Here is a 13728-nt window from a genome sequence, read left to right on the forward strand (position 1 = left end):
CGGCTTATAACCGTATGCGAAGAGTACGCAGATAGACTGACCTGCTGCCGTTTATCGGCAACGGTTCGTGAGGAAAGATTGCAAGGATGAGATGGCGTGGCAGGAGAGTATTAATTTCCTGGAAGCCAATGAACGGTGGGGGTTGCGGGCTATCCAGCAATAAGGTTAGCGTTTCCACCGTGGTGGAAGCGTGGGTCATGGCCACATCGGTCAATGAATCCTGACTGATTTCACAACACTGGCTTTGAGCAGAATTTGCTTGCATCGCGCAACCCTCGGTCATTGGACACGCGTCGGGCATAGCCTCATCACAACAACACGCCATTTTCGGTTCGCCATGCATGAACTCGCAGGCAAACAACAATTGGGTGTGGGACAGCAACGTTGCACCGAGAAAGATGCAATAAAGTAAGCGCTGTAATATCAAGTTGCGGAAAATAACCATGGCGCAATTGTAATTGAATGATCTAGGCGTTCAAAGTTTATTGAGACAAAGCGCATTAGAAATTGTGTAACTGCTCGCCCCACTTATCGAACGCGGCAGAGCATGGATAAGCCTGAAGGGCGCATCCACCAAAGATGCCGACCCGGTGGATGCAGCAATTCCCATATATGGACTCCTCTCCAATTGCAAGCCAAGATTGTTCAAAAATGATGTTTCCAACAGAGATCGAGATTGCCGCCATATATTCGGCCTCTTGATGAAGGTATTTATCGACCTTCGGGCCCTGATGAAGCTATCCGCGCGCTTTTATCTCTATCACTTTGCCGATTTCAAGGAATCTTCGGGAATAACGGATTTTAAAAGCGCCGGTCTGACCTGTTGAATGTCATCACTTTGAGAGTCTTGCCTCCGCAATTTGGTTGAACTCGTTTACTACAGTGTTGTTAGGGTTATCCACGCTTTGTCCACATGCGTAGAGCCCTTCAATCGTGCTCGGAGCTTGTGGGCAAAGGGTGGATAACCCGGTTTTCATCGGCTTAGGCCATTTGTGGCACGTAATCGCCGCCACGCGTTGCCAGCGCCCAAATGATCCGGGCGTTCTTGTTGGCCAAAGCCACGGCCGCTTTGTTGAAGCCTCGCCGTTCAATCAAGCCTTTGAGCCACAGGCTCAAGGGGTCACTCTTGTCACCGCAGTATTTCAGCACCGCTCTTGCCCCGTGAATCAAGGATGTGCGCAATTGGCGGTTGCCGCGTTTACTGATGCCCAGTAATACCTGCTTATCGCCGCTGCTGTGCTGCCTTGGCACCACGCCCAAGCTAGCTGCATAATCTCGGCTCGAATCATAACCTTTGCCGTCGCCGACGTCAGCCGCGGCCAAAATAGCGGTCAAAGGACCGATACCCGGTATGTCAAGCAATCGTCGGGCTAAGGCATTGTTTTGGCATACTGCCGTAATTTCCCGGTCCAGAGCCCGGATCGCTTCGTCCAAGGCTTTCAGCGCTTGATACTGCTCGGCAAACAGCTTCCGGCTCAGCGTGCTGAGGTCATTTTCCCCGTCCTCCAGAATACTGGGCAGTTGTTTTCTGAACTGATTCACGCTACGCGGCAGCACGATGCCTCGTTCAGCCAGATAACCGCGCATTTGATTGACCAAGGCCGTGCGTTCGTCCACCTTACCTCGCCGGACACCTTGCAGCATGGCTAAGTCTTGCTGCTCAATGCCTTTGATCGCCACGCTGCGTTTGTTCGGCTGGCAGGCCGCCGTGTAAATCGCCTCGGCGTCGTTGTAATCGTTTTTATTGCCAACCACGAATGCCTTCACGAAGCGAGTATTCAACAGCACTACTTCGTGGCCCAGGGCCTGAAATGCCCGGGCCCAATGATGAGCGCCGCGGCAGGCTTCCATCGCGATCACGCTCACCGGCATCTGAGCCACAAAGGCCAACAGTTCCGACCGTTTCAATTTCTTTTTCTTTGCTTTGCCGTCTTGCATCATGAACATATGAAACACTAGTTTTGCAATATCTAAACCCACTACGTTAAGATTCATCTCGAACTCCTCTTTGTTCTGTTTAAGTTGTTAGTAGGTGTATTGTGACACCGTTAGAGGGTGGAGAGGAGTCCATATCATCACTTTGGCATTCAAAAAGGGCATGGGGTGTGTTTGGCGAGGATGTCGGCAGCAAGGATGCTGCCGTCAAGCCCCAGGGATGGGTTTACCCAGCACCTAAATTCCATGGCTACTGGACTATATTTTACATTCCAGCATAATTTAGGTGCTGGGTGAACGGCGCTCCTCGACAGACACACCTCATGCCCTAAACCCTGCAAAAATACTCAAATATGGGAATTACTGCGGTGGGTGCGCTCCGCTTATCCACCCTACGAATGGGGGTGAGTAGTTACAAAATTGTCACTATTCACTTAGCGATCTTAATTATGTCTGTTGATCTATGCTAAACAGACTGTCAAAAAAACGTAATTATTCAGCGTAGTTTTATCAGAGGGCGTAGGTTATTGATTTACCGGGCTGTCTGCAACAGGCAGGCTTTTTGCTCCTGCAAAATCTGCATTTCCATCGTCCCTGACGGTCAGACGTTGCAGTCAGAGCTTACAGGGATGTATTCACGCGTCCCGAGAAATCAATGACCTACTGCCTAAACCCTGAAAGATATTGAATAGTTACAAAAAACTATCGTGGAAGTCGCTTGTGGGTCGAATTGAGGCAGCCAATGTTTTTGAACCGTTACATGTTGCTATTTTACCTTGCCGTTAGACCATTTTGCATGTAATTTCTCGTATTCGCCGGTCGTCGTCACCAGCACCACCTCATCGCCTTTTTTAAGTTCGGTATCGGCGTCGGTGGGTTGAAAAACATTATCCCGGTAGAGAAAGATCACCCTTGATTGTTTCGGCAAGTCCAGCTCTTCGATTGGGCCTTCGTCCGCTTCGTCGACAACGAAGTTAAACAATCTGACATTGCCTCGGATCACGGCGGAAAGCTCGAGGATGTTTCGGCCGGCGGCGATATTGGCCAGATAACGAGCGTTGGTCAGGGTCGGGATAATGGTATCGTTCAGGCCGAGTTCGACGCAGATATGCTCGAACTCGGGATCTTCGATTCGGATGATGACCCGCTTGAAGCCTAGCGAACGCGCTACCAGGCTAGCGATGATGTTGGCTTCGTCGCTCTTGGTCAGACAAAACAGAATATCGATCGAGGTGGGCTCGGTTTCCTTCAGTATGGCCGGTTTGCTGCCGTTGCCATGCACGAACACGCAATCAAGGCTTTCCATCAGTTCATCGATGACCGCTTTGTCGGTTTCGATAATGATGACTTCATGTCCGGCCAGCAACAGCAGTTTTGCGGTCGCCACCGCTAACGAAGAGGCGCCAATAAAGACAACTTTCAAATTTTACTCCCTACCTTGAGCCAGGTGCGTGGATAAAGAAACAATAAAAAAGCCAAAAATTCGACTCGTCCCAACAGCATATCGATGATCAGTACTATTTTCAGTCCCGTTTCCAGGCCGGTCGAACTGATACCGGCCGACAAGCCGGTGGTCGAGCACGCCGATACCACTTCAAACAGCGCATTTAGCGGGTCGTAACCGGCTACCAGGAAAGGCAGCCATGAACAGAGCACCGTGCCGGCGAATATTATGATCAGCAGCAAGGCTCGCTCGATCTCAGTGGCTTCCAGTTTATCATCGCGCAATTGTCTTTCCAGAACGGCGTGAGCCGGCAGCGCGGTGCGTTGAATAAAAAACTGCAGTAAACGCAATACAATCAGCAGGCGTAATATCTTGATGCCGCCCGCGGTGGAGCCTATCGATCCTCCGACCAGCATCGAAAAAATCAGACTCAATTTAGAGGCGCTATCCAGCGCGGCGACGTCGACATTAGCGAAACCGGTCGTGGTCTGCGCCGACAAGCCCATGATGATGGCGTTTTTAAGTCGAGTCATCATGTCCGCACCACTTTCTGGATGACAAAAAAACAGCAAGCCGATCACCGCCAACGATAATACCAACAAGGCGGGGATCTCCAGGTTGAATGACAACTCATTGATACCGTTTTTGACGAAACGGTAGTAAAAAGGCAGCGAGACCGCTCCCAGCACGCCACACATCATTATCAGCAACTGGACCGGCCAGCGATCAAAGGCCGCCAGGCTGTCATCGTAAATGGAAAAGCCGCCAGTCGATATGCCGCTTAACGCATGGGTCACGGCACTCAACGGTGTAACGCCGGCTAGCCACAAGAAGGCGATCGCGATCGCCGTCAGCGCGCAATAGATGAGCAGTATTTTAATCGAATGGTTGCGTGCATTGCCCAAGATATCTCGACTGTTGCTGATATCGCCCATCGTCAGCCGACGTGAGGCGATGCCTTGGTCGAGGAACAACAGGGCGATGGAAAAAATCACTACGCCCAAACCGCCATACCATTGCGTCCAGGCGCGGGCAAACAGAAATCCGGTCGAATGAGACTGTATCTCGTCTATCGTGCTCAAGCCTGTTGTCGTCACTCCCGAAACCGCTTCAAAAAAAGCGTCTATGAAGTCCAAGTCCTCGCTCATGAACGGGATGCTGCCAGATAACGCGGACAGGAAAAAAGACAAGGCGGAAATGACCAGCACCTCATTGTCTTTGAGGTCTTCAGAGACTTGAACCCGAGATAAAGGCCAACAAATGGCGGTTAGCACGGCCAAGGCGATGAGTTGGTTAAGCGCAAATGGCCAATCGCCGTCCAATCCGGAGACGAATACCGAGATCAACCTCAAGATGATGACGACGAGGCCAATACGGGCGAGATGGCGGGTTAGCACTCGATAACGCACTGGCTGAGCCAGGGCGCGGGAAACATCGGAAAAAGTCATGGCAAGGCTTTCATCCCAGACGGAAGATGGCCTTAATTTAGCATTATTTGCGCTTAATAGGCAGGGGAGAATACCCGCTCGATGGCGACTAAAAAATGAGTTGCAAAGCAAGGTTTGCAATGATGCCTCAGGTAACTTGTTCCGTCAATGTCACGGCGTTGTATGGCCAGGACTCCCTCATTAAAAAATACCTGAACCAACACATTGGTTAATATCGCGTCATCCCTCTGGGCGGGGCGGGTTATTTCACCCGCTCCAAACGTTTAACTTACTTTAGTCACGGTTGAATCAGCAATTCCCATATATGGACTCCTCTCCAATTGCAAGCCAAGATTGTTCAAAAATGATGTTTCCAACAGAGATCGAGATTGCCGCCATCCATATATTCGGCCTCTTGATGAAGGTATTTATCGACCTTCGGGCCCTGATGAAGCTATCCGCGCGCTTTTATCTCTATCACTTTGCCGATTTCAAGGAATCTTCGGGAATAACGGATTTTAAAAGCGCCGGTCTGACCTGTTGAATGTCATCACTTTGAGAGTCTTGCCTCCGCAATTTGGTTGAACTCGTTTACTACAGTGTTGTTAGGGTTATCCACGCTTTGTCCACATGCGTAGAGCCCTTCAATCGTGCTCGGAGCTTGTGGGCAAAGGGTGGATAACCCGGTTTTCATCGGCTTAGGCCATTTGTGGCACGTAATCGCCGCCACGCGTTGCCAGCGCCCAAATGATCCGGGCGTTCTTGTTGGCCAAAGCCACGGCCGCTTTGTTGAAGCCTCGCCGTTCAATCAAGCCTTTGAGCCACAGGCTCAAGGGGTCACTCTTGTCACCGCAGTATTTCAGCACCGCTCTTGCCCCGTGAATCAAGGATGTGCGCAATTGGCGGTTGCCGCGTTTACTGATGCCCAGTAATACCTGCTTATCGCCGCTGCTGTGCTGCCTTGGCACCACGCCCAAGCTAGCTGCATAATCTCGGCTCGAATCATAACCTTTGCCGTCGCCGACGTCAGCCGCGGCCAAAATAGCGGTCAAAAGGACCGATACCCGGTATGTCAAGCAATCGTCGGGCTAAGGCATTGTTTTGGCATACTGCCGTAATTTCCCGGTCCAGAGCCCGGATCGCTTCGTCCAAGGCTTTCAGCGCTTGATACTGCTCGGCAAACAGCTTCCGGCTCAGCGTGCTGAGGTCATTTTCCCCGTCCTCCAGAATACTGGGCAGTTGTTTTCTGAACTGATTCACGCTACGCGGCAGCACGATGCCTCGTTCAGCCAGATAACCGCGCATTTGATTGACCAAGGCCGTGCGTTCGTCCACCTTACCTCGCCGGACACCTTGCAGCATGGCTAAGTCTTGCTGCTCAATGCCTTTGATCGCCACGCTGCGTTTGTTCGGCTGGCAGGCCGCCGTGTAAATCGCCTCGGCGTCGTTGTAATCGTTTTTATTGCCAACCACGAATGCCTTCACGAAGCGAGTATTCAACAGCACTACTTCGTGGCCCAGGGCCTGAAATGCCCGGGCCCAATGATGAGCGCCGCGGCAGGCTTCCATCGCGATCACGCTCACCGGCATCTGAGCCACAAAGGCCAACAGTTCCGACCGTTTCAATTTCTTTTTCTTTGCTTTGCCGTCTTGCATCATGAACATATGAAACACTAGTTTTGCAATATCTAAACCCACTACGTTAAGATTCATCTCGAACTCCTCTTTGTTCTGTTTAAGTTGTTAGTAGGTGTATTGTGACACCGTTAGAGGGTGGAGAGGAGTCCATATCATCACTTTGGCGTTCAAAAAGGGCATGGGGTGTGTTTGGCAGGGCCACCGCATATAAATAGCTAAGAAAACAGAACCTTGGCACGGTAGTCATCATTCCAGGCAGCCTTTCGTCTTTTTTTGGCCATACTCAAGGAAGACGGTTCGTTTTCAAACAGATTAAGGCATAACTGGCGAATACACGTCATGATGGCGGGTCCATTGTCTTTGCGAATTTGGCTGGCGTCATCCCCAAAAACGACATCCAGTCGCCAATGCAATGGATTTTCCACGCCCCAATGACCCCGGACCGCATGTGCAAAACGTTTAACGTCTTGGGAAATGGAACCGATAAAAAACCGGGTTTCCAGCGTCTTCTTGTCGTCTTGCCAGCATTCTCTCTCCACCATGCCAATACTGCGCAGTCCGGCCCACTCAGCAACCGTGGAGAGTGAAGACAGTTCTTCACTAATCCAGTAGCGGCGCGTTTCGATCCGGCCATGACCGCTGTCGGTCTCCTCCATAAAGTCGTAGTCGACGGCTTTAAAATCGGCGGCCCTGGCCGTGTCGAAAAAGTCCGTCACTTCCTCATGTAAGGTGCCTTGATTGCCTTTTAAGCCAATCACATAGTCTGCGTTCTGGTCGATAATCTGGGACGTGATGGCCTTTTGGCAACCCATCGCATCCAGCGTCACAATACAGCCTTTCAGTTCCAATAGCTCCAAGAGTTTAGGAATCGCGGTAATTTCATTGGATTTCTCGCTAGTCGCTTCCTGCGCCAAGACCAGTCGATTGCTGCAAGCCCAGGCGCTGACCATATGCAGCGGGTGACGCTTCGCTTTCCGGTCGCGCGAACCCCGCGCCGTTTTCCCGTCTATGGCAATCACTTCACCGTTCGTTTGCTCCTTCACCGCGTTCACCCAATTCATGAAGCACTCCCGGAAACCGGTGGGCGACACTTTGCGTAGCGTATACGCAATACAATCGTGCGAAGGAATGCCATTTTCCAGAGGAATATACTGACGAAGCCAGTCCTCTTTCTCCTTGCCAAATTCTTCTATCGCTTCCCAGCCATCAGCACCACTACTGACGGCGCAAATAGATAACACTATGATATCCAGTAAGCTATGGAGTTTGTTGCGTTCAATACGATGATCTTTTAACGTTGAAAAATGCTCTATTATGCAAGTAGTCATATGGCAATCCTAATATCAGTTGACCATATGATCCCCTAACTTGCTGGTTTATGTAAAATTTATATGCGGTGGCCCTGGTGTGTTTGGCGAGGATGTCGGCAGCAAGGATGCTGTCGTCAAGCCCCCAGGGATGGGTTTACGGCGCTCCTCGACAGACACACCCCGTGCCCTAAAACCCGCAAAAATACTCAAACTGATGAATTGCTGCGGTTGAATCGTTCAGGACCTCGTTGACCTGCATTTCGCATAGCGACATGCAGCTACTTGCGCCGCGGCTCCGCCAAAGTCTGCCCGTAGGAGGCCCGCCCTCGGGCCGAATGGCTCTTTTCGCGCCGAGGGCGGCGCTCCTACGCAAAGCACTGTTTTGCCTTCGAATGTGCTGAACTGCGTGAAGCGCATCAAAAGCCGGTGCGCTTCCTATCGTCAGCACACCCTACCCACATCCGTGAGATGGATCAAGCGTAGCGGAAAGGAGAGGAGTCCATATCATCATTCTGCCTGGCGTATTTGTTGTTAATTTTCTGTTTTGCCACTCATTCATTTAATGAGGTAGCCCTGGTTGTATGGCCATAGTTTACTGATGCCATAGGTGCAAACCTACCCTATATCGCCAATGAAGTCGTACGACTCAAAGCCATTTTTTCTTTTTAAAATACAGCAGCAAGGCCACGCCGATGATGATGAACAGCATCCACAGCGACGGGTAGCCCCAGCGCCATTTCAGCTCAGGCATGTACTCAAAATTCATGCCGTAAATGCCGGCGATAAAGGTCAGCGGGATAAAGATCGAAGCGAAGATGGTCAGAACCTTCATCGTCTCGTTCATTTTGTGGCTGATGCTGGACAAATAAATATCCTGCATCGCGGCGATTCTTTCCCGATAGGAATCCAGCGCATCGGTGACGCGCAGCACATGATCATGAACATCGTTAAAAAAACGCAACGTTTTTTCCGCCAGCAACGCGCTATCGGAATGCTGGATTTTAGTCAACAGTTCTCGTAACGGCGAAATGCTGCGTTTCATGCCGATCAGTTCGCGGCGTAGTTGTTGAATCGTATGCAGCGTATTATCGGTTGGGTTATTGAGCAGACTGTCTTCCAGCGGATCGATTACGTCATCGAGCTTGTCTTCGACGATAAAATAGTCATCGACGATGGTATCGATGATGACGTAGGTCAGGTAATCGCAGCCACAAAGGCGCAACCGGCCCTTGCGGTTGTGCAGGCGGTTGACTATTGGTTTGAAAGTATCGTCGGCCTTTTCCTTGAAGGTAATGACGTAATGATCCAATAGCAGAATGCTGATTTGTTCGTACTGCAGGCTGAAACCCTCGCTGCAGTCTGCATTGATGGCTTTGACAACCACATAGAGATAGTCCTCATGCTCTTCCAGTTTAGGGCGTTGACGGGTGCTCAGGATGTCTTCCAATACCAACGGATGTATGTTGAATTGTCGGCCGATGCTTTCGACGACCTTGGTGTCGATCAAACCATCGATATTGATCCAAGTATTCACGCCGTGCGCTGGGAGATTGTTCAGTTCGGCGAGCGTCGCGATCTCTTGTTGTTCCAGCTTGTCGGCATTGTATTGGGTCACGTAAATTTTACAGCTGGCGGTGTGTCTTTCGCCGATGTGGACCAGCGAGCCCGGAGGTAAACCGGATTTGGCGGCGGCGCTGGTCAAGGCTTCTTTGTCGTTTTGTTTATGCAAGCGGTGCCAGCTTGGGTAGGTGAATTTCATAATGCTAATCCGTATCGATCGATGGAGGTTGATTTTAACGATCCGCAGGGAGACTGATGGCGCAATATCGGTTATCCTGCCTGCTTTGTCACTATCGCAATTTTAGTCTATATGAATGTAGTCGTTCGTTGGCTCAGCTTTGTTCTATTGTTTTTTATCTTACAATATCATCCGCTGCTCGTTCAGGCCGCCAAACATAGGGCGTCGAGCGATATCACGTTGTCTTCGGTTCGGGATAACATCGAGGCGATAAAACACAAAACCAATCTCGCAGAAGCGCTGAAGCTGCGGCTGTTAAACGCCTATTACGCCGCCGAAGACAATCTTGAAGAGCTGCAAATGCTGGAGCAGCAGATACAGGAGGCGCAGGAGCAGCTGAAAACATTGCCGACTGAAATCAAACAACTGGAAAAACGCATCGAGGTTAGCGAAGAACAATTAAAAACTCAAAAAGCGGAGGATTTTTCGCTTTATCCCTCCGATGAATTGGAACAGCGGCTGATTATCGAGAAGTCCAATTTGAATGAGCTGCAAGCCTCGATCAGCCGTTTGGAAATGCAACTAGACGAGCAGCTTAAATGGCCGCAGAAAATCCGCGAGAAAACGGCGGAAAGTAAAAGTTTACAGGTCTCCTTACAGCAGGAAAAAAGTGCGCTGTCTACGCTGATAGAGAATCCTCAGGAGCTCGAAGCCCGCCAGGATCAATTGGATAGCCGGTCACGCAAGTTGAATGCCAATTTGACCTGGTTGGAGATCGAGAATCTGGTGTATCCGTTACGGGTTCAGGCGAAAAAACTGGAATTGCAACTGCTGAGTTTACAGGTCGAGCAATCATCTAAGCTGATTAAAGATATTGATGATTATCTGGTTGAGCGTCGGCAACAGGAAATCGAAAAAGCGCAAACGGCCTTGATACAGGCGCAGAAGGAAGCGGACGGCAAACATCCGCTGATTCAGGAGGCGACCCGGGAGAATATCCGCTATAACCGCTTGCTGCAAGAAACTAATGAAAAGTTGGAAAAGTATCTTGATCAAAGAAATGAAATAGAACAACGCTATAAACAGCTGGAGAACGATTTTCAGAGCGCCGAGCAGAAAATCAACCTGGCCGGGCTTAGCCCGGCGCTGGGCAATTTGCTGCGCGAGCAACGCCGCAACCTGCCGTTAAGCAAAGACTTTCAAAACACCTTTGACAAGATTCAAAAGGAAATCGCCTTGGTCAGTCTGGAGTTGTTTCAACTGGATGAGATCAAAAAATCATTGGCGGACATGGATAAGACTATCCAGGCCAGGATGTCGGAAGCTGTCGCCGGCGATATTGACGATGCGGAAAGGCTAAAGATACGCACCGAACTACGGCTCTTGCTGAATGATCAAAAAGAGCTGGTTTTCAGGCTCAGCTCGGTCTATTCGAACTATTCGAGAACCTTGGCCGATGTCGATTTCGCCCTCCATCAATTGGTGAGATTAGGGGAGAAATTCAGCCATTATTTGGATCAGCGCTTGTTATGGGTGCCTAGTGCGCCGGTGATCGATCAGCATTATCTAGTGGAGATAGCTGAGTCGCTCTTATGGCTGACGGATATCGATCGTTGGCGGCAATTAGCGGTCGACATCGAAACTAGCGTGAAAGTGAGCCCGGTATTGGCGTTGTTGGGGGTTGTCGCGGTCTCGATAGCCTTGTGGTTGAGGAAAAAAATCAAGGTCAATTTGCAGTCCTTGCTGGAAAATAGTTCCAGGCCCTATGTCGACCGCTTTAGTTTTACCTTTTCTGGCTTGGCATACGTTTTTCTGTTGGCGTTGCCATTGCCGTTGCTGGTGGCTTGGATGGGGTGGCTTTTATTGAGCCATGAACCAGCGGAGACATTCAGTCATGCCGTCGCTCATGGGTTGTTGGCGGCCGCCGTCCCTTTGTTGTTGATTCAATTTTTTTATCGATTGTTTAAACCAAAAGGTGTCGTTCAGTCACTGTTTTATTGGCATGAACACAGTATTCAGCTGCTTCATGGGCAATTAAAATGGATACGTTTCGTCGTGATTCCAGTCATTTTTCTGATCGGAATTTTTTCCGATAATGTTTATTCGGAACAAAGTTATTCATTGGGCAGGATGGTGTTGATAATCGGCATGCTGGCGTTAGCCTATATGCTGCACCGCTTGGCTCATCCGGTGCACGGTCTGGCCAAGGATTATTACCGGGAAAATTCTGACGATTGGGCTTACCGTCTGCGTTATGTCTGGTACGGCTGTTTAGTCTTGGCTCCGCTATCGATTATCGGTTTCGCGATCGTAGGCTACTATCAAAGCGCGCTGGAGTTACAGCACAAAATGGTGATCATGTTGCGCTTGCTGTTTTTCGCCGCATTATTGCATGAAATAGTAATGCGCTGGATGGTTCTGACCAACCGACAACTGGCGTTAAAGAATGTCAGACAAAAACGCAAACAACAGCAGGAGCAAATGGGGGATAAGGATAAGGCGGAAGCGTCGGCGGCGAGCCTGGAAGAGGAACCTTTACTGGATATTCCCAAAATAAACGAGCAGAGCCGGAAACTGTTGCAGGCGGCCATCATCGCTATCATATTGGTCGGCGGTTGGTTGACGCTCAGCGATATTCTGCCGGCGCTGTCGATTTTCGAGCAGGTGGTCTTATGGCACCATCAGGGAGTGGTTGACGGCCAGGAAACGTTGCTACCGGTTACACTGGTCAATGTCTTTATCTGTTGCTTGTACCTGCTGCTGATGATGGTGTTCGTCAATAACTTTCCCGGTCTGCTCGACTTGCTGTGTGCGGGACGCTACCGCATGACCGCAGGCAGTCGCTATGCTCTGATCCAGTTGACCCGTTATACCGTGGTTACGATCACCTTCATTGCCGTGGCCAACGAGCTGGGAGGCAGCTGGTCACAGGTGCAATGGTTGGTCGCCGCGGTCAGTGTCGGTTTGGGTTTTGGACTGCAGGAAATTTTCGCCAATATGGTCTCGGGCATCATCCTGTTATTCGAACGACCGATCAGAGTCGGGGATACCGTGACCGTCGGCGACATTAGCGGCAAGGTCTGTCGTATACAGATGAGGGCGACGACGATTATAGATTGGGACCAGAAAGAGCTTGTCGTTCCGAATAAAATCTTCATCACCGATAAACTGATTAACTGGACCTTGACCGATACCGTAACCCGGGTGGTGATCCCGATCGGTATCGCTTATGGCTCCGATGAAGAGCAGGTGATATATATTCTCAAACAGGTCGTGAGCGAAAGCGCTTTAGTGCTGAAAGATCCTGGGCCCCAAGTCTTCTTTGTCGGTTTTGGCGATAGTTCTTTAGACTTTAGCGTACGTGTTTATGTTCGCGATATAAGCGACATACTGCCGGTCACCGATGACGTACACCGAAGAGTTAGACGGGCCTTCAAAGAACACGATATCGAGATTCCATTTCCGCAGCGTGATCTGCATATTCGTTCCTCGGTGCTCCCCATCGATAGCGGCTCTTAGCACCGTCGACAACGCTAGCGATAAGTCGGTCTGCCGGTATGGCTCAAGGGAATATCGCAGCTGCTCAAGCGTGGTGTCTTAGCCAAGTATTGCTGATGATAGACTTCGGCATAATAAAAGGTCGGCGCCGGATGAATTTCGGTGGTGATGGCGCCGAAGCCGGCCGTTTTCAATCTTTGCTGATAATGGTTTTTGCTGGCTAGCGCGGCTTGTTGTTGTTCTTCGGAGTAGGTATAAATGACCGATCGATATTGTGTGCCGACATCGGCGCCTTGCTTCATGCCCTGGGTTGGATTGTGAGACTCCCAGAAAATGATCAGCAGCTGCTGATAACTGATAATCTTCGGGTCGAACACCACCTTGACCACTTCGGCGTGCCCGGTTTGGCCGGTGCAAACCTCTTCGTAGGTCGGGTTGGGGGTGTAGCCGCCGGCGTATCCGGCCGCCGTGCAATAGACTCCGGGCTGTTGCCAGAATTTCTTTTCCGCTCCCCAAAAACAGCCGAGTGCAAACATCGCCTGTTCCAATCCCTCCGGAAAGGGTGGGGTGATTCGGTGGCCGGTGATGACATGGTTTTCAGGTTTGCGTAGCGGGGTGTCGCGGCCTGGCAATGCCTCGTCAGGGCTTGGTAGCCGGCTTTTTTTGCTGGAAAAGATCATATCGTCGGTCCCCTAATGAATTGCTATCGAAGCGTATAGATTATAATGAACACATTTA

The 13728-nt window shown here is 50.4% G+C and carries 11 protein-coding genes; 2 read left to right on the forward strand and 9 right to left on the reverse strand.

Features of this window, described 5'->3' with window-relative positions; translation table 11 throughout:
- Positions 1-4 precede the first annotated feature (4 nt).
- The 4 genes from Q9L42_RS08820 to Q9L42_RS08835 all read right to left on the reverse strand — a co-directional run bounded on the left by Q9L42_RS08820 (position 5) and on the right by Q9L42_RS08835 (position 4827).
- The gene (locus Q9L42_RS08820; protein WP_349432647.1) at positions 5-445 is read right to left on the reverse strand and encodes a hypothetical protein; all 441 of its coding nucleotides are present in this window, start codon (positions 443-445) and stop codon (positions 5-7) included.
- A gap of 536 nt (positions 446-981) precedes the next feature.
- Positions 982-1995, reverse strand: coding sequence for an IS110 family transposase (locus Q9L42_RS08825; protein ID WP_305908803.1), 1014 nt, complete (start codon positions 1993-1995; stop codon positions 982-984).
- A gap of 706 nt (positions 1996-2701) precedes the next feature.
- Positions 2702-3358 carry a potassium channel family protein gene (locus Q9L42_RS08830; protein WP_305908806.1) on the reverse strand — a complete coding sequence of 219 codons (657 nt, stop codon included), beginning with the start codon at positions 3356-3358 and terminating at the stop codon, positions 2702-2704.
- Positions 3355-4827, reverse strand: coding sequence for a TrkH family potassium uptake protein (locus Q9L42_RS08835; protein ID WP_349432648.1), 1473 nt, complete (start codon positions 4825-4827; stop codon positions 3355-3357). Before Q9L42_RS08835 ends, Q9L42_RS08830 begins: the two co-directional genes overlap by 4 nt.
- A gap of 343 nt (positions 4828-5170) precedes the next feature.
- On the opposite strand from Q9L42_RS08835, the gene Q9L42_RS08840 reads away from it, so the two are divergent.
- Entirely contained in the window at positions 5171-5350 is a 180-nt protein-coding gene (locus Q9L42_RS08840) for a hypothetical protein (RefSeq protein WP_305908804.1), read from the forward strand.
- Between the two features lie 154 nt (positions 5351-5504).
- Here the strand turns inward: Q9L42_RS08840 and Q9L42_RS08845 are convergent, their stop codons facing one another.
- The 4 genes from Q9L42_RS08845 to corA all read right to left on the reverse strand — a co-directional run bounded on the left by Q9L42_RS08845 (position 5505) and on the right by corA (position 9513).
- The gene (locus Q9L42_RS08845; RefSeq protein ID WP_349432649.1) at positions 5505-5858 is read right to left on the reverse strand and encodes a transposase; all 354 of its coding nucleotides are present in this window, start codon (positions 5856-5858) and stop codon (positions 5505-5507) included.
- The gene (locus tag Q9L42_RS08850; protein WP_349432650.1) at positions 5833-6519 is read right to left on the reverse strand and encodes an IS110 family transposase; all 687 of its coding nucleotides are present in this window, start codon (positions 6517-6519) and stop codon (positions 5833-5835) included. The genes Q9L42_RS08845 and Q9L42_RS08850 overlap by 26 nt, the downstream gene beginning before the upstream one ends.
- A gap of 140 nt (positions 6520-6659) precedes the next feature.
- On the reverse strand, positions 6660-7772 hold the full coding sequence (locus tag Q9L42_RS08855; RefSeq protein WP_305908802.1) for an ISAs1 family transposase: 1113 nt from the start codon (positions 7770-7772) through the stop codon (positions 6660-6662).
- 628 nt (positions 7773-8400) lie between these two features.
- Positions 8401-9513, reverse strand: coding sequence for a magnesium/cobalt transporter CorA (gene corA / locus Q9L42_RS08860; RefSeq protein ID WP_305908801.1), 1113 nt, complete (start codon positions 9511-9513; stop codon positions 8401-8403).
- Between the two features lie 111 nt (positions 9514-9624).
- Here corA and Q9L42_RS08865 point away from each other — a divergent pair, with 111 nt between their 5' ends.
- Entirely contained in the window at positions 9625-13011 is a 3387-nt protein-coding gene (locus tag Q9L42_RS08865; RefSeq protein WP_305908800.1) for a mechanosensitive ion channel domain-containing protein, read from the forward strand.
- A 14-nt stretch (positions 13012-13025) separates the two neighbouring features.
- On the opposite strand, the gene msrA is transcribed toward Q9L42_RS08865, so the two are convergent.
- Positions 13026-13670, reverse strand: coding sequence for a peptide-methionine (S)-S-oxide reductase MsrA (msrA, locus tag Q9L42_RS08870; RefSeq protein WP_305908799.1), 645 nt, complete (start codon positions 13668-13670; stop codon positions 13026-13028).
- Positions 13671-13728: the final 58 nt, after the last annotated feature.

The organism is Methylomarinum sp. Ch1-1, assembly GCF_030717995.2.
Lineage (GTDB): Bacteria > Pseudomonadota > Gammaproteobacteria > Methylococcales > Methylomonadaceae > Methylomarinum > Methylomarinum roseum.